General features: G+C 73.0%; 24 protein-coding genes and 1 riboswitch. Of the genes, 11 read left to right on the top strand and 13 right to left on the bottom strand.

Annotation, left to right across the window (positions count from 1 at the left end; genetic code table 11):
• Positions 1 to 57 precede the first annotated feature (57 nt).
• The 4 genes from BLU82_RS05260 to BLU82_RS05245 all read right to left on the bottom strand — a co-directional run bounded on the left by BLU82_RS05260 (position 58) and on the right by BLU82_RS05245 (position 5,956).
• A complete protein-coding gene (locus BLU82_RS05260) occupies positions 58 to 1,152 on the bottom strand; it encodes a branched-chain amino acid aminotransferase (RefSeq protein ID WP_092616574.1) in 1,095 nt (364 codons plus the stop codon).
• 40 nt (positions 1,153 to 1,192) lie between these two features.
• On the bottom strand, positions 1,193 to 1,987 hold the full coding sequence (locus BLU82_RS05255) for a glycerophosphodiester phosphodiesterase family protein (RefSeq protein WP_092616571.1): 795 nt from the start codon (positions 1,985 to 1,987) through the stop codon (positions 1,193 to 1,195).
• 106 nt (positions 1,988 to 2,093) lie between these two features.
• The gene (locus tag BLU82_RS05250; RefSeq protein WP_092616568.1) at positions 2,094 to 3,992 is read right to left on the bottom strand and encodes a Xaa-Pro dipeptidyl-peptidase; all 1,899 of its coding nucleotides are present in this window, start codon (positions 3,990 to 3,992) and stop codon (positions 2,094 to 2,096) included.
• Positions 3,993 to 4,057: 65 nt separating this feature from the next.
• Positions 4,058 to 5,956: a Xaa-Pro dipeptidyl-peptidase gene (locus tag BLU82_RS05245; protein WP_092616565.1), complete on the bottom strand. Its 1,899-nt coding sequence runs from the start codon at positions 5,954 to 5,956 to the stop codon at positions 4,058 to 4,060.
• Between the two features lie 192 nt (positions 5,957 to 6,148).
• On the opposite strand from BLU82_RS05245, the gene BLU82_RS05240 reads away from it, so the two are divergent.
• Together BLU82_RS05240 and BLU82_RS05235 are read left to right on the top strand one after the other, a co-directional pair.
• Positions 6,149 to 6,736 (top strand): hypothetical protein, encoded by a 588-nt coding sequence (locus BLU82_RS05240; protein ID WP_092616562.1) that lies wholly within the window; start codon positions 6,149 to 6,151, stop codon positions 6,734 to 6,736.
• A 37-nt stretch (positions 6,737 to 6,773) separates the two neighbouring features.
• Positions 6,774 to 7,343, top strand: coding sequence for a dihydrofolate reductase family protein (locus tag BLU82_RS05235; RefSeq protein ID WP_092616559.1), 570 nt, complete (start codon positions 6,774 to 6,776; stop codon positions 7,341 to 7,343).
• On the opposite strand, the gene BLU82_RS05230 is transcribed toward BLU82_RS05235, so the two are convergent.
• The 4 genes from BLU82_RS05230 to thiD all read right to left on the bottom strand — a co-directional run bounded on the left by BLU82_RS05230 (position 7,333) and on the right by thiD (position 11,942).
• Positions 7,333 to 8,376, bottom strand: a complete 1,044-nt coding sequence (locus tag BLU82_RS05230) for a 3-isopropylmalate dehydrogenase (RefSeq protein WP_092625465.1) — start codon at positions 8,374 to 8,376, stop codon at positions 7,333 to 7,335. The two genes, BLU82_RS05235 and BLU82_RS05230, sit on opposite strands and share 11 nt — an antisense overlap.
• A gap of 351 nt (positions 8,377 to 8,727) precedes the next feature.
• Positions 8,728 to 10,317 carry a phosphoglycerate dehydrogenase gene (gene serA, locus BLU82_RS05225; protein ID WP_092616555.1) on the bottom strand — a complete coding sequence of 530 codons (1,590 nt, stop codon included), beginning with the start codon at positions 10,315 to 10,317 and terminating at the stop codon, positions 8,728 to 8,730.
• A gap of 135 nt (positions 10,318 to 10,452) precedes the next feature.
• Positions 10,453 to 11,133 carry a TenA family protein gene (locus BLU82_RS05220; RefSeq protein WP_092616552.1) on the bottom strand — a complete coding sequence of 227 codons (681 nt, stop codon included), beginning with the start codon at positions 11,131 to 11,133 and terminating at the stop codon, positions 10,453 to 10,455.
• Positions 11,130 to 11,942, bottom strand: a complete 813-nt coding sequence (thiD, locus tag BLU82_RS05215; RefSeq protein WP_092616550.1) for a bifunctional hydroxymethylpyrimidine kinase/phosphomethylpyrimidine kinase — start codon at positions 11,940 to 11,942, stop codon at positions 11,130 to 11,132. The genes BLU82_RS05220 and thiD overlap by 4 nt, the downstream gene beginning before the upstream one ends.
• 8 nt (positions 11,943 to 11,950) lie before the next feature.
• Positions 11,951 to 12,044, bottom strand: a riboswitch (TPP riboswitch).
• Positions 12,045 to 12,071: 27 nt separating this feature from the next.
• Between thiD and BLU82_RS05210 the strand changes: the two genes are divergently transcribed.
• The 3 genes from BLU82_RS05210 to BLU82_RS36250 all read left to right on the top strand — a co-directional run bounded on the left by BLU82_RS05210 (position 12,072) and on the right by BLU82_RS36250 (position 14,334).
• A complete protein-coding gene (locus BLU82_RS05210) occupies positions 12,072 to 12,893 on the top strand; it encodes an alpha/beta fold hydrolase (protein WP_092616547.1) in 822 nt (273 codons plus the stop codon).
• Positions 12,894 to 12,900: 7 nt separating this feature from the next.
• A complete protein-coding gene (locus BLU82_RS05205) occupies positions 12,901 to 13,332 on the top strand; it encodes a nitroreductase family deazaflavin-dependent oxidoreductase (protein ID WP_092616544.1) in 432 nt (143 codons plus the stop codon).
• A 38-nt stretch (positions 13,333 to 13,370) separates the two neighbouring features.
• Positions 13,371 to 14,334 (top strand): IS5 family transposase gene (locus tag BLU82_RS36250; RefSeq protein ID WP_370246194.1). Its coding sequence is split into 2 segments (ribosomal slippage): positions 13,371 to 13,747 and positions 13,746 to 14,334, totalling 966 coding nucleotides; the frame shifts between segments, so codons are not numbered across the junction.
• A gap of 15 nt (positions 14,335 to 14,349) precedes the next feature.
• On the opposite strand, the gene BLU82_RS05195 is transcribed toward BLU82_RS36250, so the two are convergent.
• Both BLU82_RS05195 and BLU82_RS05190 read right to left on the bottom strand, forming a co-directional pair.
• A complete protein-coding gene (locus BLU82_RS05195; protein ID WP_092616541.1) occupies positions 14,350 to 14,952 on the bottom strand; it encodes a Clp protease N-terminal domain-containing protein in 603 nt (200 codons plus the stop codon).
• 2 nt (positions 14,953 to 14,954) lie between these two features.
• The gene (locus tag BLU82_RS05190; RefSeq protein ID WP_092616538.1) at positions 14,955 to 15,179 is read right to left on the bottom strand and encodes a hypothetical protein; all 225 of its coding nucleotides are present in this window, start codon (positions 15,177 to 15,179) and stop codon (positions 14,955 to 14,957) included.
• 103 nt (positions 15,180 to 15,282) lie between these two features.
• Between BLU82_RS05190 and BLU82_RS05185 the strand changes: the two genes are divergently transcribed.
• Positions 15,283 to 15,972, top strand: coding sequence for a class I SAM-dependent methyltransferase (locus tag BLU82_RS05185; RefSeq protein WP_092616535.1), 690 nt, complete (start codon positions 15,283 to 15,285; stop codon positions 15,970 to 15,972).
• A 553-nt stretch (positions 15,973 to 16,525) separates the two neighbouring features.
• On the opposite strand, the gene BLU82_RS34005 is transcribed toward BLU82_RS05185, so the two are convergent.
• Entirely contained in the window at positions 16,526 to 16,987 is a 462-nt protein-coding gene (locus tag BLU82_RS34005; RefSeq protein WP_157740591.1) for a YdeI/OmpD-associated family protein, read from the bottom strand.
• 512 nt (positions 16,988 to 17,499) lie between these two features.
• Between BLU82_RS34005 and BLU82_RS05175 the strand changes: the two genes are divergently transcribed.
• From BLU82_RS05175 to BLU82_RS05160, 4 genes are all read left to right on the top strand, one after another.
• The gene (locus BLU82_RS05175) at positions 17,500 to 17,934 is read left to right on the top strand and encodes a TIGR03667 family PPOX class F420-dependent oxidoreductase (RefSeq protein WP_092616526.1); all 435 of its coding nucleotides are present in this window, start codon (positions 17,500 to 17,502) and stop codon (positions 17,932 to 17,934) included.
• Between the two features lie 3 nt (positions 17,935 to 17,937).
• Entirely contained in the window at positions 17,938 to 18,627 is a 690-nt protein-coding gene (locus tag BLU82_RS05170; RefSeq protein WP_092616523.1) for a phosphotransferase, read from the top strand.
• A 108-nt stretch (positions 18,628 to 18,735) separates the two neighbouring features.
• Positions 18,736 to 19,434 (top strand): hypothetical protein, encoded by a 699-nt coding sequence (locus BLU82_RS05165; protein WP_197682744.1) that lies wholly within the window; start codon positions 18,736 to 18,738, stop codon positions 19,432 to 19,434.
• A 117-nt stretch (positions 19,435 to 19,551) separates the two neighbouring features.
• Positions 19,552 to 20,589, top strand: coding sequence for an iron-siderophore ABC transporter substrate-binding protein (locus BLU82_RS05160; protein WP_092616516.1), 1,038 nt, complete (start codon positions 19,552 to 19,554; stop codon positions 20,587 to 20,589).
• Here BLU82_RS05160 and BLU82_RS05155 read toward each other — a convergent pair.
• Complete coding sequence (locus tag BLU82_RS05155; protein WP_092616513.1) at positions 20,553 to 21,515, bottom strand: NAD(P)/FAD-dependent oxidoreductase; 963 nt, start codon at positions 21,513 to 21,515, stop codon at positions 20,553 to 20,555. The genes BLU82_RS05160 and BLU82_RS05155 overlap by 37 nt on opposite strands.
• 212 nt (positions 21,516 to 21,727) lie before the next feature.
• Between BLU82_RS05155 and BLU82_RS05150 the strand changes: the two genes are divergently transcribed.
• On the top strand, positions 21,728 to 23,218 hold the full coding sequence (locus BLU82_RS05150) for an ankyrin repeat domain-containing protein (RefSeq protein WP_092616509.1): 1,491 nt from the start codon (positions 21,728 to 21,730) through the stop codon (positions 23,216 to 23,218).
• Here the strand turns inward: BLU82_RS05150 and ppk2 are convergent.
• Positions 23,211 to 24,014, bottom strand: a complete 804-nt coding sequence (gene ppk2, locus BLU82_RS05145) for a polyphosphate kinase 2 (RefSeq protein WP_092616506.1) — start codon at positions 24,012 to 24,014, stop codon at positions 23,211 to 23,213. The genes BLU82_RS05150 and ppk2 overlap by 8 nt on opposite strands.
• Positions 24,015 to 24,019: the final 5 nt, after the last annotated feature.

Raw genomic sequence — 24,019 nt, 5'->3', positions numbered from 1 at the left:
GACACAGTTCACCCGGCCGGTGGAGGCGGGTTCGGTGAACCCGCCTCCGAGCAGCCGTCAGACGACGCGGTGCATCCAGCCGTGGGGGTCGTCGGCGCGGCCGTACTGGACGTCGAGCAGGGCGGAGCGCAGCTCGGACGTCACCGGGCCGGGCTCGGCGCCCATGGACAGCTCGCCACCCTGCCAGGCCAGCCGGCCCAGCGGCGTGACCACGGCGGCCGTGCCGCAGGCGAACACCTCGGTGATGTCGCCGGACGCGACGCCCTCGCGCCACTCGTCGATGGAGAAGCGGCGTTCGTCGACCTTGTAGCCGCGGTCGGCGGCCAGCGCGTGGATGGAGTCGCGGGTGATGCCCTCGAGGATGGTGCCGGTCAGCTCGGGCGTGACGATGGTGCCGTTGGCGTGCACGAAGTACAGGTTCATGCCGCCGAGCTCCTCGACCCACTTGCCCTCGACGGCGTCGAGGAAGCAGACCTGGTCGCAGCCGTTCTCGATGGCCTCCTGCTGGGCGATGAGGCTGGCCGCGTAGTTGCCCGCGCACTTCGCCGCGCCGGTGCCGCCGGGCGCCGCCCGGGTGTACTCGGACGACAGCCAGATGTCGACCGGCTTCACGCCGGACGAGAAGTAGGCGCCGGCCGGCGACGCGATGACGCAGAACGTGACCTGCTTGGCCGGGCGCACGCCGAGGAACACCTCGGACGCGAACATGAACGGACGCAGGTAGAGGCTGGTCTCGCCGCCGGACGGCACCCAGTCGGCGTCGGCGCGGACCAGGAGATCGACGGCCTCGACGAACGAGCCGGCGGGCAGCGGCGGCAGCGCCATGCGGTGGGCGCTGCGGTTCATCCGCTCGCCGTTGGCCTCGGGACGGAACGTCCAGATGGAGCCGTCGGCGTGCCGGTAGGCCTTGAGCCCTTCGAAGATCGCCTGCGCGTAGTGGAACACCGCGGTGGCGGGGTCGAGCGCGAGCGGCGCGTACGGGCGCAGCCCGGCGTCGCGCCAGCCGTCGGGGGTCCAGGTGGCGGTGACCATGTGGTCGGTGAAGTTGGTGCCGAACCCGGGGTTCGCCAGGATCTCCGACCGGCGCTCGGGAGCTACCGGGTTCGACGCGAGCGTCGTCGAGAACTCCAGTGCCGGTGCGGTCGGTGTCATGGCGGTGCTCCTCGGGAACTAGTTGGACGTCCAACCAACGCTACCGATCATCGCGTTCGGCGTAAACGGTGCGTGGCCAACGACCCTCGGCGATCAGCACCTCCCGCAGCACGTCAGGCCGGTCGGTGATGATGCCGTCGACGCCGGCGTGGATCAGCCGATGCATCGTGACAGGGTCGTCGACCGTCCAAACGATGAGGCGCAACCCCAGGTCATGGGCGCCTTCGACCAGACGGCCGATGAATACCGGGAGTCTACCCCAGCGCAACGGCACGTGCACGAAGCCCCCGTTGGCCACCCGCCGCGGCGGCGCGACCCGTCCGTGCGAGCAGAGCAGCCACGACACCAGCGACCGCCAGCCCAGGGCGCACGACAGTCCGGGCCCGAGGTCGGCCCGCAGCGCCGCCAGCCACCCGTCCCACGCCCCGGCGAGACACACCCGCTCGACGGCGTTCGTCGCCCGCAGCACGCGCGCGAGCGGCTCGAGCGACGCCTCGTCCTTGACGTCGATGACGAACCTCGCGTCGGGGAAGGCGGCCAGGACGTCGTCGAGCCGCGCCACGGGCTCGGCGCCGAGCACCGTCAGGCGCCGGACCTCGTCCCAGCGGCGCCGCCGGACCAGCCCGCGCCCGTCGGTGACGCGGCCGAGCCGGGCGTCGTGGAAGGCCAGGCAGACGCCGTCGGAGGTGACGCGGACGTCGGTCTCGAGGTAGCGCAGCCCGAGCGCGTACGACCGCTCGAACGCCGCCAGGGTGTTCTCGGCAGCCAGCCCCGCCCCACCCCGGTGGGCGATGGCCAGCACGTGCGGCTCCACTCCGTAACGAGTCAGGCTCACACCCCTACGGTGACAGGCCCGGACTGGAAAAACGCCTGCTCAGAGCAGGGATTCACGGAAGGTTCACCGACCAGGCGACCACGGGTGGCCGCCTGGTCGGCGGGGACTAACGAAGCCCAGCGGCCACTGCCGCCGGCCGGCCGCCGACGATCGGCAGCTCGATCAGCGTCCGCAGCGGGTCGACCGTGATGGTGGCGCGGTTGGGGTCGGCCTGGCTGCCGTAGTCGCGGTAGCTGCCGACGATGATCACGCCGATGCGGTGCCCCTCCGGGAACACGTAGTCCTCGGGCAGCAGCGGGAACCGCACGTTGGTCGGCCGGTCCGGCACCAGCGGGGTCACCGTGCTGTAGTCGTTCAGGTTGACGGCGTCGACGATCCCCTTCGTGACGACCTCGCGCTCGGTCTCGGCGACCCGCTTCGAGACCTGCCGGTAGCAGGCATCCTCGGCGAAGCCACCCCACGTGGCGGTCGCGCCCCAGCAGTCCTCAACGGTGCCGGTGACGACGCCGTCGCCGGCCCGCTGCACCCGGACGGCCGGCCCGTAGTCGACCAGGATCGCGCCGAAGTTGGTGTCGGTGGTGCTGACGGACGCGTTCAGGGTCACCGTCGGCGTGCCGGAGATGTGCAGCGGCGCCGTCAGCGGCTCGGACACGTAGGCCAGCCGGCCCGGCTGCACCGCGAGCTCGTTGGAGATCATCGCGGTCTCGCGCTGGACCGGGTCGTCGACGAAGCTCAGCACGGGGTCGGACGGACGGTTCGGGGTGACGGAGAGCCGTCCGGCCGTCGTGGTGGACGGCTGCAGCCACAGCTTCGTCTCGCGTGCGCCGGGGACCGGCCAGTCGCGGTACTCGGCCCAGACGTCCGGCGCCCTCTCGACGTCGGCGATGGGCTCGTCCATGATCCCGTTGTCGATGTCCTGCAGCCAGTAGTCGAACCAGCGGTGCAGCTCGTCGACCCATGCGGCGCGGCGGAAGTCGAACGGGTCGATGTGGCCGGTCTGGGTCAGCCAGAGCTTGCGCGGCACGTCGTTCTCGGCCAGCTCGTACCACCACTTGCTGAACTGATCCGGCCGGACGTTCTCGTCGTTCAGGCCGTGCACCACGAACACGCTGGCCTGCACGTTGCCGGCGTCGGGGTTGTAGTCACGCACATGCCAGAACGGCGTGTAGTCGCCGGTCTCGTCGCCGTCGTTCGCGGCCAGGACGTCGCGGACCGGGCGGCAGTGCTCGCGCCGGGCCGGGTTGGTGACGGTGTTCGACAGCGACGACGGGTAGCTGTTGCCGCGGGTGACGACGCCGTTGCTGCGGGTGTAGTCGTACCAGCTGGAGATCGCGCTGATCGGCACGATCGTGGACAGGCCCTCGACGCCGGACGCGGCGGTCGCGTTGGCCAGGGTGCCGTCGTAGGACTTGCCGACGAGGCCGGTCCTCCCGTTGTGCCAGTCGGCCACCACCTCGTCGCCGTTCGCGTCGACACCGGTCGCGCGGCCGTTGAGCCAGTCGACGACCACCTTCGGCGACAGGTTGTCGGAGACGTCGCCGGTGGTCGGGCAGCCGGTGGAGTTGCTGGTGCCGATCATGTCCATCAGCACGATCGCGTACCCGCGCGGCACGAAGTAGTTGTCGTAGAACAGCGGCCAGCGATCGAGCAGGCCGTCGCCGTCCTGGTCCAGCTTCAGTTCCGACTCGTTGCCGCGGCCGAGAGTGGAGTAGTACGGGCTCGGATCCATGATGACCGGCACCTTCAGGCCCTGGTCACTGGCCGCCGGGCGCATGATGTCGACGGCGATGACGTCCACCACACCGTCACCGTCGGAGTCGTAGGGCGAGGTGATGAAGACGCGTTCCCTGATCGCGTCGTCGTAGCCGAAGACGGGCTGGGTGACCCCGTCCTCGGCGACGACGCCGGGTTCGTCCGCCGCTCCCGCTCCCGCGCCGGCGACCGCCGCCGTGGCGGTCAGCGCGAGGGCGGCGGGGACGGCGAGCAACCTGCGGGCTCTGACCACGTGTGCCTCCCATGTCCGGTGAGCCGGGTGCCGGCGGACGCCCCGCCGGCACCCTCGTGACGCCTTCACTCCAGTCCGGCCCTCCCGGCGGCGGCCCGGCCGCCGACGATCGGCAGCTCGATGAGGCTGCGCTGCGGCAGCACCGAGATCGTGGCCCGGTTCGGGTCGGCCTGGCTGCCGTAGTCGCGGTAGCTGCCGACGATGATCACGCCGATGCGGTGCCCCTCCGGGAACACGTAGTCCTCCGGCAGCAGCGGGAACTCCACGTCGTACGTCGCACCCGGCACCAGCGGCGTCGGCGTGCTGTAGTCGTCCAGGTTGACGCCGTCGACGATCCCCTTCGTGACGACCTCGCGCTGGGTGAGCGCGACCCGCTTGTGCACCTCCTTGTAGCAGGCGTCCTCCGCGTAGCCGCCCCACGTGGCCGTCGCACCCCAGCAGTCCTCGACGGTGCCCGTGACGACGCCGTCGCCGGCCCGCTGCACCCGCTCGGCCGGCCCGTAGTCGACCAGGATCGCGCCGAAGTTGGTGTCCTCGGCGTTCACCGTGGCCTGCAGCTGGACCGTCGGCGTCCCGGAGATGTGCAGCGGCGCCGTCAGCGGGTCGGACAGGTAGACCAGCCGGTTCGGCGTCACCGTCTCCTCGTTCGACACCATCGCCGTCTCGCGCTGGGCCGGGTCGTCGGTGAAGCTCAGCGTCGGGTCGAGCGGGCGGTTCGGGATGACGGAGAGGCCGCCGGCCGCGCCCGGGTGCGGATCCAGCCAGACGCGGGTGGGACGCGAGCCCGGGATCGGCCAGTCGTTCGCCGTCTCCCACACGTCGGGGGCGCGCTCGATGTCGACGATCGGCTCGTCCATGATCCCGTTCTCGACGTCGTACAGCCAGAAGTCGAACCACTTGTGGATCTCGTCGACCCACGCCTCGCGGCGGAAGTCGAACGGGTCGATGTGGCCGGTCTGGGTCAGCCAGAGCTTGCGCGGCACGTCGTTCTCGGCGAGGCCGTACCACCACTTGCTGAAGTGGTCGGGGCGGACGTTCTCGTCGTTCAGGCCGTGCACGACGAACACGCTGGCCTTCACCTTGTCGACGTCGCGGTTGTAGTCGCGGACGTGCCAGAACGGCGTGTAGTCGCCGGTCTCGTCGCCGTCGTTGGCCGACAGGAAGTCGCGGACCGGGCGGCAGTGGTCGCGGCGGTCCGGGTTCGTCACCGTGTTGGCGAGACTGGCGAGGTAGTTGTTGCCGCGCTGCACGACGCCGTTGCTGCGGGTGTAGTCGTAGTAGCTGGAGATCGCGCTGATCGGCACGATCGTCGTCAGCCCTTCGACGCCCGACACCGCGGTGCCGTTCGCCAGCGTGCCGTCGTAGGACTTGCCGATGAGGCCCGTCTTCCCGTTGTGCCAGTCGGCGACGACGGCGTTGCCGTCCTTGTCGACGCCGGGGATGCGGCCGTTCAGCCAGTCGATGACCACCTTCGGCGACAGGTTGTCCGAGTCGTCGTGCACGGTGGGGCAGCCGGTCGAGTTGTTCGTGCCGATCATGTCCATGAGCACCACGGCGTAGCCGCGCGGCACGAAGTAGTTGTCGTAGAACAGCGGCCAGCGATCCAGCAGCCCGTCGCCGTCGAGGTCGACCTTCAGCTCCGACTCGTTGCCGCGGCCGAGCGTCGAGTAGTACGGGCTCGGGTCCATGATCACCGGGACGTCCAGCCCCTGCTCACTGGCGGCCGGGCGCATGATGTCGATCGCGATGACGTCGAGCTCGCCGTTCGCGTCCGAGTCGTACGGCGAGGTGATGAAGACGCGCTCGCGGATCGCGTCGTCATAACCGAAGACCGGCTGGGTCACGCCGTTCTCGACCACGATGCCTGGCTCGTCGGCGCCGGCCCCCGCGCTGGTGGCGACCGCGGCGGTCGCGGTCAGCGCGAGCGCGGCGGGGACGGCGAGCAACCTGCGGGCTCTGACCACGTCTGTCTCCCATGTCCGGAGGTTCCGATTTGTGCCATGTCACATATAAGTGGCTGTGACAAGGGGGTGTCAAGATCGAGAACGCGTCGTCATGGCGGGATCTCGGCGGGCCGCTGGTGCCGAGCGATCCGCACCGTCAACCGGTGACATCTGCACGGCCGCCTTGCGCGGCCGTCGCGGCAGGGTGGCCGCATGGACACCGACCTGATCACACCGGAGACCGGCGCGCTGCGGCGCGTCGCGGCGCGGTGGCCCACGGCGCTCGCCGTCGCCATCTCGATCCCGGGCTTCCTCGGCGGCGCGCCGGCCGCCGGCGTGCTCGCCGGCAGCCTCGGCGACGCCCTGATGATGCTGCCGCTCGCCTACCTGACCGTCGCCAAGCTGGGACGGCGCCGGGCGACCTGGCCGGTGGTCGTCTCGGCCGTCGCGGTCGTCGTGGTCGCGCGCACCCTCGACCTCGTCTCGCCCGCCGTCGTGTTGTCGACGCTGGCGCTCGCCGTGCTGGCCTGGGGCGTGGCCGACGGCCGGCTGCGCCGGGACGGCTGCTTCCGCGTGCAGGCGTTCGGCCTGGCCGGCTTCGGCGCGCTGACGATCGCCGGGCTGGCGCTGCTCGCCACGCACCCGGGCCTCGGCGTCGTCGTGGTGGCGGCCGGCTGGTTCCTGCACGGCGTGTGGGACTTCGTCCACCTCGCGCGCGACGCGGTGGTCGCGCGCTCGTTCGCCGAGTGGTGCGGCGTGATCGACGTCCTATTGGCCGTTCAGCTCCTGCTCCTGCTGTAGCACGCTGGAGCCGAGTCACCATCCCGAGGAGACACCCATGCGTTCCCTGATCGTGTCGTGCAACGTCACCGTCGACGGCTACATGGCGGGACCGTACGACGACCTCGCCTCGCTCGACTTCATCGCCGACGACCCCGAGCTCGAGAACGACCTGGCCGGGCGGTTCCGCTCGGCCGCCGACACCATCGTCGTCGGCCGCCAGACCTTCCTCGACATGGAGGCGTACTGGACCAAGGTCGACAGCCCCATGGCCGCCTGGCTGAACGCGACCCCGAAGGTCGTGCTGTCGACCGACGAGGGCTTCGACGTCAGCGTCTGGCCGAACTCGCGGCTTGCCGCGGGCGACGGCGCCGACCGGGTCCGCCGGCTCAAGGACGTCTCCGGCGCGGCGATCGTGGCGTTCGGCGGCGTCAAGACCCTGCGCGCGCTGGCCGCGGCCGGCCTCGTCGACGAGTACTGGCTCAAGATCAGCCCGGTGCTCCTCGGCCGCGGCAGCTCGATGTTCGCCGACCTGGCCGGGCGCCAGGACCTCACGCTGCGCAGCGCGAAGTCCTACCCGTCCGGCAGTGTCGAGGCGCTCTACGCCACGGGCGGCGTCAGGCCGTGACGCGGGCGGCGAGCGCGTCGCCGATCTCGGCCGTGCGGCGCGCCGCCGTCCCCCGCTCGCTCAGGTCGGCCGCGACGGCGTCGACGATGCGGGCGGCCTGCTCGGACAGCCCGAGGTGGTCGAGCAGCAGGCTCACCGACAGCACGGTGGCCGTGGGGTCGGCGACGCCCTGGCCGGCGATGTCGGGCGCGGAGCCGTGCACCGGCTCGAACATCGACGGCGCGGTGCGGTCGGGGTTGACGTTGCCGCTGGCCGCGAGGCCGATGCCGCCGGTGATGGCGGCCGCGAGGTCGGTGAGGATGTCGCCGAACAGGTTGTCGGTGACGATGACGTCGAACCGGCCGGGGTCGGTGACGAAGAAGATCGTGGCCGCGTCGACGTGCAGGTAGTCGACGGCGACGTCGGGGTACTCCTGGCCGACCCGCTCGACCGTGCGCCGCCACAGGTGCCCGGCGTGCACCAGCACGTTGTGCTTGTGCACGTAGGTGAGCTTCCGGCGCGGACGGGCCTGGGCGCGGGCGAACGCGTCGCGCACGACCCGCTCGACGCCGAACGCGGTGTTGACGCTGACCTCGTTGGCGACCTCCTGCGGGGTGCCGACGCGCAGCGCGCCGCCGTTGCCGACGTACGGCCCCTCGGTCCCCTCGCGGACGACGACGAAGTCGACGTCGCCGGGGTCGCTCAGGGGGGTGGCGACGCCCGGGAACAGCCGGGACGGTCGCAGGTTCACGTAGTGGTCGAGCTCGAAGCGCAGCCGGAGCAGCAGCCCGCGCTCCAGCACCCCGCTCGGCACGTCCGGGTCGCCCACGGCGCCGAGCAGGATGGCGTCGTGCCCGCGCAGTTCCTCGAGCACGGTGTCGGGCAGCGTCTCGCCGGTGGCGTGCCAGCGCTTGGCGCCCAGATCGTAGGTGGTGGCGCCGACCTTGACGTCGGTGCCCGCCAGCACGGCGTCGAGCACCTTCAGGCCCTCGGTGACGACCTCGGTACCGATCCCGTCACCCGGGATGACTGCCAGGTTGAGACTGCGCGACATGAGCCACACCGTACGACCGTCGTCCACATGATGGCACCTGCGTCCCGCGATTCGGACGCGGGCCGCGTCGGTGCTGGTCAGCGGCTGGTGATGGAGAGCTCACTCCGGCCGTACTCGCCGCCGTTGTCGCGACGGTCGATGGCCTCCTGCAACGCGTGCCGGGCCTCCAGAGCCTGCTGCTGTTCTTCGGTCATGGCGCTCTCCACTGATGTACTCGGTCGTCCTAGCATATGGAGCGCCTCGCAGTTCGTCTCGCGGAATGGCGGCCTATCTCAGGATTCGAGACCCACACGCGCGAACTCCCGCCGCGCCACCGCGGGCGCGACGGGAGTCCGGTAGGTCTGGCGGGTGTCAGCCGTCGAGGTCGACGGTGCGGCCCCACTCGGCGCCGATGGCGGCGACGATGTCGTCGAGCACCTGGCCGGGAACGGCCTGGTCGACGGTCATGGCGACGAGCGCCTGGCCGCCCTTTCCGGTGCGGCTGACCTGCATGCCGGCGATGTTGACGTCGGCCTCGCCGAGCACGCGGCCGACGGTGCCGACGATGCCGGGGCGGTCGGTGTAGCGCAGGAACGCCATGTGCTCGGCCGGCACCACCTCGATGTCGTAGCCCAGCACCTCGACGATCTTCTCGACGTGCTTCGGCCCGGACAGCGTGCCCGACACCGACACCGTGCGGCCGTCGGCGAGCACGCCGCGCAGCGTGACGAGGTTGCGGTAGTCGGCCGACTCCTCGTCGGTGACCAGCCGGACCTCGACCCCGCGGTCGGCGGCGATGAGCGGCGCGTTGACGTAGGAGACAGGGTCCTCGACGACGTCGGCGAAGACCCCCTTCAGCGCGGCCAGCTCGAGGATCTTCACGTCGTGCGCGGTGATCTCGCCGCGGACCTCGACGTCGAGCTGCGTCGCGACGCCGGCGGCCAGCGCGGTGAAGATGCGGCCGAGCTTCTCGGCCAGCGGGATGCCGGGCCGGACGTCCTCGGCGATGGCGCCGCCCTTGACGTTGACGGCGTCGGGCACCAGCTCGCCGGCGAGGGCCAGCCGGACGGACTTCGCCACCGACACGCCCGCCTTCTCCTGCGCCTCGTCGGTGGACGCGCCGAGGTGCGGCGTGACGACGACCGACTCGAAGTCGAACAGCGGCGACTCGGTGGTCGGCTCGGACGCGAACACGTCGATGCCGGCGCCGGCGACCCTGCCCTCCTTGAGCGCCAGGGCGAGCGCGTGCTCGTCGACGATGCCGCCGCGCGCGGCGTTGATGACCCGCACCGTGGGCTTCACCTTGCGCAGCGCCTGCTCGCCGATGAGGCCGACGGTCTCGGGCGTCTTCGGCAGGTGGACGGTGATGAAGTCGCTCTCCTCGAGCAGCTGGTCGAGCGACACGCTGCGCACGCCCATCTGCGCGGCCCGCGCGGCCGGCACGTAGGGGTCGTACGCGATGACGTTCATGCCGAACGACGACAGCCGCTGCGCGACGAGGACGCCGATGCGGCCGAGGCCCACGATGCCGACCGTCTTCTCGTACAGCTCGACGCCGGAGTACTTGCTGCGCTTCCACTCGCCGCCCTTGAGCGCCTTGTCGGCCGGGGCGATGTTGCGGGCGGTGGCCAGCAGCAGGCCGATGGCCAGCTCGGCGGCGCTGGTGATGTTGGAGGTGGGCGCGTTGACGACCATGACGCCGGCCTGCGTGGCGGCCTTCACGTCGACGTTGTCGAGGCCGACGCCCGCACGGGCGATGACCTTGAGCTTCTTCGCCGCGGCGATGGCCTCGGCGTCGACCTTGGTGGCCGAGCGGACCAGGATGGCGTCGACGTCGACGATGGCCGGCAGCAGGGCCGCGCGGTCGGCGCCGTCGACCTTGCGGATCTCGAAGTCAGGCCCGAGCGCGTCGACGGTGGCGGGCGAGAGCTCTTCGGCGATGAGTACGACGGGCTTGGTCACGGTGGACTAGACCTCCGGGTGTGTCGGGCGTGGTGTGACGAGCGCGACACTGGGCCCGGGTGCGACCGAGTGTAACGCCACGTAAACCCAGAGCGCACCCGGCTGTCGTAAGGTGGCCGGTTCGTTTCGTCCAGATTACGCGGGATCCGGCCACGTCTCCCCACGCCAGGCGGCGTCCCAGAACATCCACTCGAACCGGGTCGCCCGCGCGTACGCGTCGTGCATGGCCGCGACGGTGCCCGGATGCCGCTCGGCCTGCTCGTCGGCGAACGACTCGGCCCGCCTGGTGTCGGCCTCGAACGCGGGGTCGCCGTAGGTGCGCAGCCACGCCTCGTACGGGTGCGCGTCGCCCCCTTCCGCCGACAGCACCGTCACCAGCTCGCGGCCGACCTCGGTGTAGACGCGGAAGCACGGCAGCAGCCCGGCCAGCGCCACCCCGGCGGGCGCCATGGTGGCGTCGGCCTGCAGGGTGTGGACGTAGGCGAGGCAGGTCGGCGTCGGCTCCACCGCGCCGACGGCGTCGTCGAGCGACGCCCCGGCCTCCGCGAACAGGGCCTCGTGCAGCTGCCGCTCCGCGTCGACGGCGCCGGCGGCGAACCGGGCGATGACGGCGGCCTGCTCGGGCTCCGGCCAGCGCGCCGCGGTGGTCGCCAGCGCCCGGGCGTAGCGGGACAGGTAGTGCGCGTCGTCGGCGATGTAGCGCAGGAACGTCTTGCGCTCCAGCGTCCCGTCGGCCAGGCCGGTGACGAACGGGTGCGCGCGGATGGCGTCGTACCAGGGCGCGGCGGCGGCCCAGGCGTCGGCGGAGAAGCTCATGCGGGGGTCCCTTCCGGAGTCCACCAGGCGTGGAAGTGGTGCACCGGTCCGTGACCGGTGCCGACGTGCAGTTGGTCGGCGGCGCGCAGCGCCTCGGTGAGGTAGGTCTTCGCGTCGCGGACGGCGTCACGCAGCGGCCGCCCGTGCCCCAGGCCGGCGGCGATCGCCGACGACAGCGTGCAGCCGGTGCCGTGCGTGTTGGCCGTCTCGACCCGGCGCTCGCGCAGCTCCAGCAGGCCGTCGTCGTCGGCCAGCACGTCGACGGCGTCCGGTCCGGCCGCGTGCCCGCCCTTGACCAGCGCCGCCGGCCCCTTCGCGTGCAGCTCGGCGGCCGCGTCGGCCGCCTCCTCGGGCGCGACGGCGGGTAGCCCGAGCAGCGCCGCGGCCTCGGGCAGGTTCGGCGTGACGACGCAGGCCAGCGGCAGCAGGCGGTCGCGGATGGCCTCGACCGTCGCGTCGTCGACCAGCCGGTCGCCCGACGTCGCGACCATCACCGGGTCGACGACGAGGTGCCGGATGCCGTGGCGGCGGGCCGCGTCGGCCACCGCCTCGACGACGTCGGCGCCGCCCAGCATGCCGACCTTCACCGCGGCGACGTCGAGGTCGGCGAAGAGCGCGTCCAGTTGCTCGGTGACGAAGCTCGCCGGCACCGGGAGCACGCCGGTGACGCCGCGGGTGTTCTGCGCCGTCAGCGCCGTGAGGACGGCCCCGCCGTACGCCCCGAGCGCCGAGAACGTCTTGAGGTCGGCCTGGATGCCCGCACCGCCGGACGGGTCGGATCCAGCCACGGTGAGGATCGTGGGTGTCATGAGTCGCGTCAGCTCCTCCGTCGGTCTCCCTGCGCCGGCATGACCCGGATCAGGTTCGGCGGGTGTGATCTCAGCCCACGCGGGGCACCCCGGCCGAACGGTACGACCACGATCCTAGACTCGTCCGGAATGGAGACGCATGAGTACCCCTGGCGGGGCCGCCGGGTCCACTGGAGCCGGCGCGGTTCGGGTCCCCCGCTCGTCCTCTGCCACGGCACGCCGTGGTCGTCGGCGCTCTGGGAGCCGTACGCCGACGCGCTGAGCAGCCAGTACACGGTTCATCTGTGGGACATGCCCGGGTACGGGCGCTCGTCGAAGGACGACGGTCACGACGTCTCGCTGGCGGTCCAGGGCGAGCTGCTGGCCGACCTGCTGCGGCTCTGGGGCGGCCCGCCGCCGCACCTGGTGACGCACGACATCGGCGGCGCGGCCGGCCTGCGGGCGCACCTGCTGCACGGCGCGCCCGTCGCGTCGCTCGCCCTGATCGACGTCGTCGCGCTGGCGCCGTGGGGGTCGCCGTTCTACCGGCTGGTCGGTTCGCATCCGTCCGTCTTCGAGGCGCTGCCGGCGGCGATGCACGAGGCGCTGCTGCGCGCGTACGTCGCGGGCGCGGCGGCCGGAGCTCTGACGGAGTCCCAGTCGTCGATGCTCACGACGCCGTGGCTGGGCGCCGAGGGGCAGCGGGCGTTCTACCGGCAGATCGCGGCCGCCGACCAGGCGCACACCGACGAGATCGAGCCGCTGTACCCGACGATCGCCGTGCCGACGCTGGTCGCGTGGGGCACCGCCGACACCTGGATCCCCGTCGACCGCGCGCACCGGCTGGCCGGCCTCGTCCCCGGCGCCCGGCTGGAGCTGATCGAGGGCGCCGGGCACCTCGTCCAGCTCGACGCGCCGGTCGCGCTGACCGCGCTGCTGCAGCGTTGGCTCGGCTCCGTTCCGCCGCGATGATGGACCGATGGCGAAGACGTATCGGACGACGCTGCCCCGCCGGCTCGGCAACGCACTGTTCGGGCCGGCGCTGAAAGCCGGGCTGGTGCCGCCGTACGCCCTGCTCACCGTGCGCGGGCGCACGTCGGGACGGCCGCGCAGCACGCCGGTGCGCGTCATGGAGCACGACGGACGGCGCTACCTCGTCGCGCCGTACGGTGCGGTCGACTGGGTGCTCAACGCCCGCGCGGCCGGCGAGGTGTCGCTGCGCCGCGGCCGCTGGCACGGCGCGTACTCGCTGGTCGAGTGCGGGCCCGACGAGGCCGGCGCGGTGCTGAAGGCGTACGCGCGGGCAGAGCCGGTCACCCGTCCGTACTTCGACGCCCGCCCGGCCGACCCGCCGGCAGCGTTCGCCGCCGAGGCCGGCCGGCACCCCGTCTTCCGGCTCGTTCCCGCCTAGGGAGTGTCTGACGGATCTTGGTCTTTGTTCGGTCCAAGATGCTGGGTGTGGTTGAGCGGCGGGTGTTGTCGGATGAGGCGTGGTCGTGGTTGGAGCCGCGGCTGCCGGACCGGACGCCTCGGCGGGGTGGGCGGTGGCGTGATCACCGGCAGGTGATCGAGGCGATCGCGTGGAAGTTCCGGACCGGGGCAGCGTGGCGGGAGATCCCGCAGGGGCGGTTCGGGCCGTGGCAGACCGCGTATGAGCGGCTCAATCGGTGGAGTTCGGATGGCACGTGGGCGCGGTTGCTGGCCGCGGCGCAGGCCGATGCTGATGCTCGGGGCGAGTTGGATTGGCTGGTCGCGGTGGACTCCTCGCTGGTGCGGGTGCACCAGCACGGGGCGTCGGCTCGGCGTGTGGGTGGCAACGCCGCGACCGTGTCCGGGCCCGCACCGGCGCCGGACGCGGGGGGCAGGACCGAATGACAGGTGTTCGCGTGGCGATCACCCCGTCGCCGCGGTGGTGGCCGAGCCGGCCGATCATGCGATCGGCCGGTCCCGGGGCGGGCTGACCACCAAGATCCATGCACTCGTCGACGGGCGGGGCCGGCCGCTGGTGCTGCACCTGACGGCGGGCAACGTCAACGACACCACCCAGTTCCCGCAGCTCATGGCCGGATTACGGGTGGCCAGGCCCGCAGGCGGGCGGCCACGCACCCGGCCGGACTACGTGCTGGCCGACAAGGGCTACAGCTCGCGCGCGAACCGGGAACTGCTCCGTCGCCGCAACATCGCCCACACCATTCCAGAACCGGCCGATCAGCAGGCCAACCGACGCCGCCGCGGCTCAGCCGGCGGGCGCCCGGTCGGGTTCGACAAGACCCTCTACCGGCGACGCAACGTCGTCGAACGCGGCTTCTGCCAGCTCAAACACTGGCGCGGCCTGGCCAGTCGCTACGACAAGCACGCCCGCAACTACCTTGGTGCACTCCACCTCGCCGCGCTACTCACCTGGCTCCCATGATCCGTCAGACACTCCCTAGGCGGCCGCGCGCAGGTCGGCGAGGACCTGCTCGCGGACGGCGCGCGGCCGGAGGCCGAGCCGCTCGAACACCGCCAGCGTCTGCTGGTCGTCGCTGCGCAGCAGGCCGAGCAGGATGTGCTGCGTCCCGATGGAGCCGTCCTTGCGGGCGATGGCCTCGCGCAGCGACAGCTCCAGCGCCTTCTTCGCCCGCGGCGCGAACGGGATGTGGCCCAGGCGGCCGTCGGCCTGCTTGCCGCGGCGGAAGACGCCGAACCGCTTGCCGCGGCCGGACTCCAGCGGCTCGTCCAGGGCGCCCTCGCCGAACGCCTCCTCGGCCCGCCGGCGCACCTCGTCGAGGTCGATGCCGAACGTCTTCAGCGCCTCGGTGTCCTCGTCGCCCAGCGGCGCTCCCCCGCCGCCGACCGCCACCACCGCGGCGCGGCCGCGCTCCGCCGTCACCCCCAGCCGCGTCAACGTCGCCACCCCCGGCGCGTCGGGCGTGGCCAGCAGCGCCAGCAGGACGTGCTCGGTGCCGATCCAGCCGTGCCGCAGCTCGCGGGCCTCCTCCTGCGCCCCGATCACGGCGTGCCGGGCCCCCAGGGTGAACCGCTCGAACATCGCTACCTCCTCGTGTGCTTCTTGTGCACGGCCTGCCTGCTGACGCCGAGGGCGGCGCCGATCTCCTCCCAGGACCAGCCCTGGCGGCGGGCGCTCTGGACCTGCAGCGCCTCGAGCCGCTCCACCAGCCGGCGCAGCGCCGCGACCGCCCGCAACCCGACCCTCGGGTCCGGGTCGACGGCCCCCGCCGCGGCGTCGACCGCCTCTCGTGCTTCCGATCCGGTCATGCTGTCAACATAAGCTGACAGCCTTTGGTTGTCAACCTTCGTTGACGCCTGCCTTCTGCCGCCCCGTCCGACGCTGTCGGACCCGGCCGGTACCGTCCCGGCCATGATCGAACCCGACTTCGTCACCGCCACGCGCGCCGCCTACGACACCGTCGCCGCGTCGTATGCCGAGACGCTGCGCGGCCATCTCGCCACCGAGCCGTTCGACCGCGCGATGCTCGACGCGTTCGCGTCGCTGGTGGGTGCCGGGGCCGGCGCTGAGCCGGTCGTGGCGGCCGGGCCGGTCGTGGAGGTGGGGTGTGGGCCGGGGCGCATCACGGGCTACCTGCGCGACCGCGGTCTCGACATCGCCGGCATCGATCTCTCCCCCGCCATGATCGACGTCGCCCGGGCGGCCCACCCCGGCATCGCGTTCACCGTCGGCTCCATGATCGCCCTCGACCTCCCCGACGGCGGCCTCGCCGGCCTGGTCGCGTGGTACTCCATCATCCACACGCCGCCCGAGCTGCTTCCCGGCGTCTTCGCCGAGTTCCGCCGCGTCCTCCGCCCCGGCGGGCACCTGCTGCTCGCCTTCCAGGTGGGCGACGAACGCGTCCGGGTCGACCACGCCTACGGCCACCCCGTCGACGTCGATGCCTATCGGCTCCCGCCCGACCACATCGCCGCCCTCCTCACCGCCGCCTCCTTCACCGTCGACGCGCGCCTGGTCCGGGCACCGCGGCAGGACGAGAAGCGGCCGCAGGCCTACCTCATCGCCGGCGCCGCCGCCGATTCCGGGAAGGAGGCGCCCTGATGCACCCCCACCCCCGCCCCGACGCCGCTGCCGGAGGCCGCCCGCGCGCCGCCCAACGCGCCCGGCCTCGCGCACGCGTCGGATGCCGCAGCCCACCACGCGCGCCACCACCGCCCGCCGGAGGCCGCAGCCCACCCACACACCGCCACCACGCCGCCGCGTCGGCCACGGCGCCCGGTCACGCGCACGAGTCGGATGCCCCAGCCCACCCACGGGCGTCGCCGCCACGCCACCGCGTCGGTCACACCACCCAGCGGCCGCACGCCCACACGCCAATCTCCCACCGGACCCCGACCACACCCCCGGGAGGCCACAACCCACCCACGCACCCCCACCACGCCACCGCGTCGGTCACACCACCCAGCGGCCGCACGCCCACACGCCAACCTCCCACCGGACCCCGACCACACCCCCGGGAGGCCACAACCCACCCACGCACCCCCACCACGCCACCGCGTCGGCCGCACCGCCGGATGCCGGAGGCTGCCCGTGCGCCGTCACCCGGCCGAGCCCCGGGCGTCCGGTCGCCGTGTCGTGCCCTGGGCGCGCCGGCTCAAGGCGTGCGGTCGCCGTCGGTGATCATGCGGACCGCCTTGGCCGCACGTTCGTCGCGGGTCTGCTGCTTGCGGCCCTCGGCGATCCAGTCGGCGTAGCGCTTGCGGTGCGAGAACGACATCGACTCGTAGGCACGCAGCGCCGCGGGGTCGGCGGCGAGCGCCGCGCTCAGCTCCCGCGGCACGTCGACGACGCGCGGCTGGTCGTCCGGCTCGATCGCCACGTGCACGGTGTCGCCCACGTCGACGCCGAGGTCGGCGCGTTGGGCCTTGCGCAGGCCGATCCAGCCGGCGCCCCCGTACACGGCGACCGTCGTGCGGAAGGGCGGCGTGCCGTTGACGGACACCAGGACCGGCGCCCGCGCCTTGCCGTACGCCGCCTTCGGGTCGAACGGCAGCGCGAAGCCGCAGCCCGGGCCGTCGTCGTCGATGAGGAGCGCCTCGAACTCCGCCGTCGCCATGCCGCCATTGTGCGCCCAGCCGCGCCGACCGGCCCAGCCCCACCACCACGCCCGCCTTCCGGCCACAGCCACCGGCTCGCCACACCGACCACGCCCGCCCACCCGGCCACCGCCACCGGCACGCCACACCAACCACGCCCGCCCACCCGGCCACCACCACCGGCACCGGCACCGGCACCGGCACCGGCACCGGCACACCAACCACGCCCGCCCACCCGGCCACCACCACCGGCACGCCACACCAACCACGCCCGCCCACCCGGCCACCACCACCGGCACGCCACACCGACCACGCCAGCCCCACCGCCCCGCCAGCCCACCGGCCATCGCCACCGGCTCGCCACACCGACCACGCCCACCACGCCGGCCACCGCCACCGGCTCGCCACACCGACCACGCCCACCACGCCGGCCACCGCCACCGGCTCGCCACACCGGCCACGCCCGCCCCGCCGGCCACTCCCCGCGGCGGGCGGCCCGCACCGGTCAGCGCACCCGCCTACCCTCGGATCCATGACCGACGCCCGCCCGTTCCCCGCGATCGACACCGCGTTCGGCCGGCGCGTGCACGACCGCCTGCGCGACGACCGCGTCATCTGGCTCACGGTGGTCGCGCCCAGCGGAACCCCGCAGCCGAACCCGGTGTGGTTCGCCCGCGTCGGCGACGACGTCGTCATCTACAACGACCGGCACGCCAGGCGGCTCGACTGGCTGGACGAGCGGCCGCAAGTCGCGCTGCACCTGAACAGCGACGCCAGTGGCGACGACGTCATCGTGCTCACCGGGCGGGCGGAGTTCCGCGACGACGTCCCGCCGGCGCACGAGTCGCCCGAGTACGCCGCCAAGTACGGGCCCGACATGGCCCGCGTCAGCGGCAGCGCCGAGGCCTTCTCGCACCAGTACTCGGCCGCGGCCGTCGTCCGCATCGACCACGTCCGCGGCTACTGAGCCATGACGGACGTGACGGGCCTGGCGCTGGTGGGCGCCGGCCGCACCGCCGACGTCTACGCGATCGACGGCGGCCGGGTGCTGCGCCGTTACCGCGACGGCGCGTCCGCGGCGTCCGAGGCGGCCGTCATGACGCACGTCCGCGCCCACGGCTTCCCCGCGCCGGCCGTCCACGAGGCCACTGGTCCGGACCTCGTCCTCGATCATCTCGCCGGCCCGACGCTGCTCCAGGCCCTTCTCGACGGCGACCGCACGGCCGCCGACGCCGCCACGATCCTGGCCGGGCTGCACCACCGCCTGCACGCCCTCCCGCCGTCCGGTCACGCACGCCCCGCCGGCCCGGCCGCCGGCACCGTCGTCCACCTCGACCTGCACCCCGGCAACGTGGTCCTGACGCCGGAAGGGCCGGTGCTGATCGACTGGCGCAACGCCACCGACGGCCCCGCCGACCTCGACGTCGTGTACTCGGCGCTGATCCTGGCCCAGGTCAGCGTGGGTACGGACGCCGCCCTCGCGCCCGTCGCGGCGGCACTGATCGGACCGTTCCTGGCCGCCGCCGGCGGCGGGCCGCTCGATCACCTCGCGGCGGCGACGGCCCGCCGCGGCGCCGATCCGCAACTGACGACGACCGAACGCGAGCGGCTCGCGACGGCCGCCTCGCTCGTCGCCGAGGAGGCCCGGCGCACCTCCTGACGCGCCCGCCCGCCGGCCGAAAAGCACGGCGCAAAGCAGTGGAATCCAGGCGTGAACAGGAGCAAGATGGTGAGCACACAACCCGCCGAAGACTCTCGGGGTGCATCCATGTCCGGTCTCCACAACGACGCACCAGGCATGCTGCCGGTGCTCTCGAAGGGCAAACACCGCAACGCACGCAAGGGCGCGTGCTTCATGGAATTCGCGTCCTACCTCGCCGGCGAGCGATGGAGCGACCACCCGTCCTGCACGCATCCGCTGCTGGCCGCGGTCGCCCGGCTGGTGAACGACGCCATCTCCGACGAGCGCCGGCCGCAACTGGCCCCGCTGGTCCCCATGGTCATCGGGGTCGACTCCGACGACCCGCGCATGGACGTCCACATCACGCTCCGGGTCGCCCAGACGGCCCTGCCGGTGGCGTCGGCGGAACGTCAGCGGGTGCTGGCGGTCGCGCTGCTGTCGGCCGAGCGCATCCTCGACGACCTCGACCACCGGCCGGCCGGCACGCTCACCGAGCGCAGCCGCGACGCGCTGGCCAAGGTCCCGGTCGCTGCCCGGTGGGCGTACGACTTCGCCGAGGGCGAGCAGACCACCATGAAGGGGTTCCAGCGCTACGCGGCGCCCACGGCCGTCCGCTGCGCCGTCGAGGGCGTCGCCAACGCCTGCGTCACCGACCCCGACGCCATGCTGCACCACCTGCTCGAGCTGACCATCACCGACTGCGCCCGGCTGGTCGAGCCGCGCGGCACCGCCGACCCCGCCCGCTGGGCCGACGCCTGCCGGCTCACGGGCACGGTCACTGCCTGAGCCGACGAGCACCGGCCCCGGCCTCGCCGGTTCGGGGCCGGTGAACGCTGCCCTCGGACGGGACGGCCGGCGGGCCCGAAGATGCGAAGTTAGGTTTGCCTGAGCTAACTTAGCCGGGTGACTTCTCGACGCCTTCCGACGTTCCTGCTCGCTCTGCTGCTCGGCGCCGCCCTCGTCGGCTGCGGCTCCGACGACGACCGCTCGGGCGGCGACGACGGCCGGAGCGGCGACGAGACCAACGCCGCCGGCAGGGGCGAGTTCCCCGTCACCATCGAGCACGCGCTCGGCTCCGCCACGCTCGAGGAGGCGCCGGAGCGGGTGGTGACGTGGGGGCCGTCGAACCAGGACGCGGTGCTGGCACTCGGGGTGGTCCCGGTGGCGATGCCGTTCTTCGACTACGGCGGCGACGACGAGGGCGTGCTGCCCTGGGTGCGCGAGAACCTCGGCGATGCCGAGCTGCCGGAGCTGCTGCCGAACGCCTCCGGCGAGGAGATCCCGTACGAGGCGATCGCCGAGCAGCAGCCCGACGTCATCGTCGCCGTGTACTCGGGGCTCACGCAGGAGGAGTACGACACCCTCAGCGCCATCGCACCCACGGTCGCCTACCCGGACGCGCCGTGGAGCACGTCCTGGCAGGACCAGACGACGATCATCGGCGCGGCGCTGGGACGGTCCGCGCAGGCCGACGAACTGGTCGCCGAGACCGAGGAGTACCTCGCCACCCGCACCGACGAGTTCCCGGAGCTGGCCGGCACCACCTTCGCCTACGGCGCCGAGGACGGCGCGCAGCTCGCCCTCTACACGTCCGACGACGTGCGGGTGCGGCTGCTCACCGACCTCGGCATGACCCTCACCCCGTACGTCGACGAGCACGCGGAGGGTGACGGCGTGTACTACTACGTGTCGCCGGAGCTGGCGGGCGACATCGAGGCCGACGTGTTCATCGGCTGGTTCAACGACCAGTCGGCGGCCGACGCGTTCGCGGCGAACCCGGCGTACGCGCAGCTCCCGGCCGTCGCGGCGGGCGCGTTCGCCCCGATCGCCGGCGAGGACTACGTGACCGCCAGCTCCGCGCCGACGGTGCTGTCGATCCCGTGGATGCTCGACGACTACCTGCCTCAGCTCGCTGCGGCGGCCACGGCGGCCGGCGAGTAGATCCCAGCATTGACGAGATCCATGTTGATCATGGCGGCCGCGTCGACACCGGCCGATGCGGACTTGATCACTGTGGCGAACACATCGGCAACATTGCCGGCCGCCCAGACACCGGGCACCGAGGTGCCGCCCATCGGGTCGACGGTGAGGGAGGTGCCCGCGATGATGCCGCCGCGCTCCTGCTCGACGGCGGTCAGGCCGAGGCCCGCGACCATCCCGACCCGCGCGACCGGCTTCGGCGCGACGACGACGGCGTCGGCGGGGACGACCAGGCCGCTGTCGAGCTCGACGCCGGTCAGCTCGTCGGACTCGATCCGCAGCGCCGCGACCGTCCCCTCGACCACCCGCACGCCGCGCCCGGCGAGGTCGGCCAGCTGCGCGTCGTCCAGGGCCGGCGCGGTGTGCGTGAACAGGGTGACGTCGGCGGACCACTGCCGGAACAGCTGCGCGTGGTGCACCGACGCCGCCGACGTCGCCAGGACGCCGATCGCGCGGTCGCGCACCTCCCAGCCGTGGCAGTACGGGCAGTGCAGCACGTCGCGCCCCCACCGCTCGCGCACGCCGGGCACGTCCGGCAGTTCGTCGACGCCGCCGGTGGCCAGCAGGATCCGCCGCGCCCGCACCGTCGCGCCGCTGTCGAGGCGGACGGTGAAGTCGCCGGCCGTGCCGGTCACCTCGGCCGCCGCGCCATCGACGAACTTGCCGCCGTAGCCGGCGATCTCGGACCGGCCGATGCGGTACAGCTCGCCCGGCGCGGCGCCCTCGCGGCCCAGGTAGTTGTGGACGCCGCCGGCCGGCGCGTTGCGCGGCTCACCGGCGTCGACGACCAGCACCGACCGCCGCGCACGCGCGAGCGTCAACGCGCCGCTCAGCCCGGCCGGCCCGCCGCCGACCACCACTACGTCGTAACGGTTCTCATTAGTCATACTGCCAGGATGCGCCTGCCGCGCCCGGACGGCAAGATTCGTTGCCGATCTGGCAAGGCCGCACCGGGCGCGTAGACTGCTTGCCAGCGCGGCCGGAGCCGCGTCCGGGTCCGCGGGCAGGGTCGAACCCACTCCGTCAGCACAGGTCGACGTCCGAGCCTTTGTGCAGCCGAGTGTGCGGACCATCGGCGCTCTCGCGCACGGAGGACTCGATGCCCGAGCTACCCGCCCGACCCGACCTCGGCCACCTGAAGAAGCAGGCCAAAGAGCTGCTGCGCGGCTACCACGACGGTGATCCGGCGGCCGCCGCCCGGTTCCGCGCCACCCTGCCGCACGCCACGGGGCCGCACACCACCGCGCCACGGCTGCGCGACGCGCAGTCCTGCGTCGCCCGCGAGTACGGCTTCGCGTCCTGGGCCGCCCTGCGGCGCCACGTCGAGGAGGTCCGTGGGGTGACGGCCGAGCACTGGCTGCGGCTGGTGTACGCGGGCGACACCATCGGCGGCACGCACGCCGCCCGGCCGGTCGAGGCAGCCCGCCTGCTACGCGCCGTCCGCGAGGGTGCCGGCACCGCGGCCGCTGCCGGCGGCATCGCCACCGCGACCGGCGACATCGCGGCCGTCGAGGCGGCGATCGCCGCGGATCCGGGCTGGGTGCACCGGTCCGGCGGAACGCTGCGCCTGCCGCCGCTGCTCGCCGTCGCGCACTCGTCGCTGGTGCGGCTGCCGGAATTCGCCGGCGGCCTCCGCGCCTGTTCCCGCGCGCTGCTGGCCGCGGGCGCCGACCCGAACCAGGCGGTCGTCCCCGCGGGCGGGCAGCACCCGGTGACGGCGCTGTACGGCGCGGCGGGCGTCACCCACGACCACGAGCTGACCACGCTGCTGCTCGACGCCGGCGCCGACCCGGACGACGGCGAGTCGCTGTACCACTCACTCGGCGACCGCGAGTGCGCCCGGCTGCTGCTGGCCGCCGGCGCGACCGTCACCGGCACGAACGCCATGTACGCCGCCGCCGACCACGACGACGCCGGGGTGCTGCGGCTGCTGCTCGAGCACGGCGGCGACGCTGACGAGCCGTCGCCGTCGTGGGGGACGCCGCTGCTGTTCGCGCTGCGGCGGCGCTGCTCGACGCATTACGTGCGGCTGCTGCTCGACGCCGGGGCCGACCCGCGCGCCGTCACGCCGGACGGGGTCGGCGCGCACCGGCTGGCGCTGCGGTTCGGGCTGACGGAGGCGGCGGCGCTGCTGCCGGCCGACGACGCCGACGGCACGCCCCTCGACGACCTGATCACCGCCTGCGCCAGCGGGGACGGCGCCGCTGCCCGGAACCTGCTCGCCGCGCATCCCGGACTCGTCGACACCCTCGACGACGGCCGGCGGCGGCTGCTGCCCGACCTCGCCGGCGAGGGCGCCGCCGACGCCGTCCGGCTCCTCGTGGAGGCCGGCTGGCCGATCGACCACCCCGGCGGCGACTGGAACGCCACCGCCCTGAACCACGCGGTCTTCCGCGGCGACGCGGCGCTGGCGCGCTTCCTGCTCGAACACGGCGCCGACCCCGCCGTCGTGCACGGCTTCGGCGACACCGTCGTCGGCACCCTCGCCTGGGCGTCGCGGAACAACGAGGAACCGGGCATCGCCGGCGACTGGGCCGGCTGCGCCCAGGCGCTGCTCGACCACGGCGTCGAGCTGCCGGAGCTCAGCTGAGCGAGGCCGCGTGGTCGGGCACGTAGGTCTGCAGCTCGCGCGGCGGCCGCTCGTACCCCTTGGCGGCCGGCCGCGGCGGCAGCTCCAGGGGCCGGCGCTGCACCTCGTGGTACGGGATGGTCGAGAGCAGGTGCGCGATCATGTTGATGCGCGCCGACCGCTTGTCCTCGCTCTCGACCACGTACCACGGCGCTTCGGGGATGTCCGTGTGCACGAACATGTCGTCCTTGGCGCGCGAGTAGTCCTCCCAGCGGCTGATCGACTCGAGGTCCATCGGCGACAGCTTCCACCGGCGCATCGGGTCCTCCAGCCGCGACCGGAACCGGCGTTCCTGCTCCGCGTCGCTCACCGAGAACCAGTACTTGCGCAGCAGGATGCCGTCCTCGACCAGCATCCGCTCGAACGTCGGGGCCTGGCTGAGGAAGCGCTGGTACTCCTCCTTCGTGCAGAAGCCCATGACCCGCTCGACGCCGGCGCGGTTGTACCAGCTGCGGTCGAACAGGACGATCTCACCGGCGGCCGGCAGGTGCTCGACGTAGCGCTGGAAGTACCACTGGCCGCGCTGCCGCTCCGTCGGCGCCGGCAGGGCGGCGATGCGGGCGATGCGGGGGTTGAGGTACTGCGTGACCCGCTTGATGGTGCTGCCCTTACCGGCCGCGTCGCGCCCCTCGAAGACCACGACGACGCGGGCGCCCTCCTGGCGGACCCACTCCTGCAACGTCACCAGCTGCGCCTGCAGCCGGAACAGCTCCTTCTCGTAGATCTTCTTCGGAAGCCGCTCGTCCTTCTTCGCCACGGTGT

This window comes from Jiangella sp. DSM 45060 (assembly GCF_900105175.1).
GTDB lineage: Bacteria > Actinomycetota > Actinomycetes > Jiangellales > Jiangellaceae > Jiangella.
Note: the sequence above shows the minus strand (reverse complement) of the source record. Positions and strands in the feature narration are given on the sequence as shown.

Bases quoted from the DNA above. Each gene is read 5' to 3' on its own strand.
- BLU82_RS05260 (WP_092616574.1), bottom strand. From the start codon at position 1,152: ATGACACCGACCGCACCGGCACTGGAGTTCTCGACGACGCTCGCGTCG.
- BLU82_RS05240 (WP_092616562.1), top strand. From the start codon at position 6,149: ATGGACACCGACCTGATCACACCGGAGACCGGCGCGCTGCGGCGCGTC.
- BLU82_RS05235 (WP_092616559.1), top strand. From the start codon at position 6,774: ATGCGTTCCCTGATCGTGTCGTGCAACGTCACCGTCGACGGCTACATG.
- BLU82_RS05230 (WP_092625465.1), bottom strand. From the start codon at position 8,376: ATGTCGCGCAGTCTCAACCTGGCAGTCATCCCGGGTGACGGGATCGGT.
- BLU82_RS05220 (WP_092616552.1), bottom strand. From the start codon at position 11,133: ATGAGCTTCTCCGCCGACGCCTGGGCCGCCGCCGCGCCCTGGTACGAC.
- thiD (WP_092616550.1), bottom strand. From the start codon at position 11,942: ATGACACCCACGATCCTCACCGTGGCTGGATCCGACCCGTCCGGCGGT.
- BLU82_RS05210 (WP_092616547.1), top strand. From the start codon at position 12,072: ATGGAGACGCATGAGTACCCCTGGCGGGGCCGCCGGGTCCACTGGAGC.
- BLU82_RS05205 (WP_092616544.1), top strand. From the start codon at position 12,901: ATGGCGAAGACGTATCGGACGACGCTGCCCCGCCGGCTCGGCAACGCA.
- BLU82_RS05195 (WP_092616541.1), bottom strand. From the start codon at position 14,952: ATGTTCGAGCGGTTCACCCTGGGGGCCCGGCACGCCGTGATCGGGGCG.
- BLU82_RS05190 (WP_092616538.1), bottom strand. From the start codon at position 15,179: ATGACCGGATCGGAAGCACGAGAGGCGGTCGACGCCGCGGCGGGGGCC.
- BLU82_RS05185 (WP_092616535.1), top strand. From the start codon at position 15,283: ATGATCGAACCCGACTTCGTCACCGCCACGCGCGCCGCCTACGACACC.
- BLU82_RS34005 (WP_157740591.1), bottom strand. From the start codon at position 16,987: ATGGCGACGGCGGAGTTCGAGGCGCTCCTCATCGACGACGACGGCCCG.
- BLU82_RS05175 (WP_092616526.1), top strand. From the start codon at position 17,500: ATGACCGACGCCCGCCCGTTCCCCGCGATCGACACCGCGTTCGGCCGG.
- BLU82_RS05170 (WP_092616523.1), top strand. From the start codon at position 17,938: ATGACGGACGTGACGGGCCTGGCGCTGGTGGGCGCCGGCCGCACCGCC.
- BLU82_RS05165 (WP_197682744.1), top strand. From the start codon at position 18,736: ATGTCCGGTCTCCACAACGACGCACCAGGCATGCTGCCGGTGCTCTCG.
- BLU82_RS05155 (WP_092616513.1), bottom strand. From the start codon at position 21,515: ATGACTAATGAGAACCGTTACGACGTAGTGGTGGTCGGCGGCGGGCCG.
- BLU82_RS05150 (WP_092616509.1), top strand. From the start codon at position 21,728: ATGCCCGAGCTACCCGCCCGACCCGACCTCGGCCACCTGAAGAAGCAG.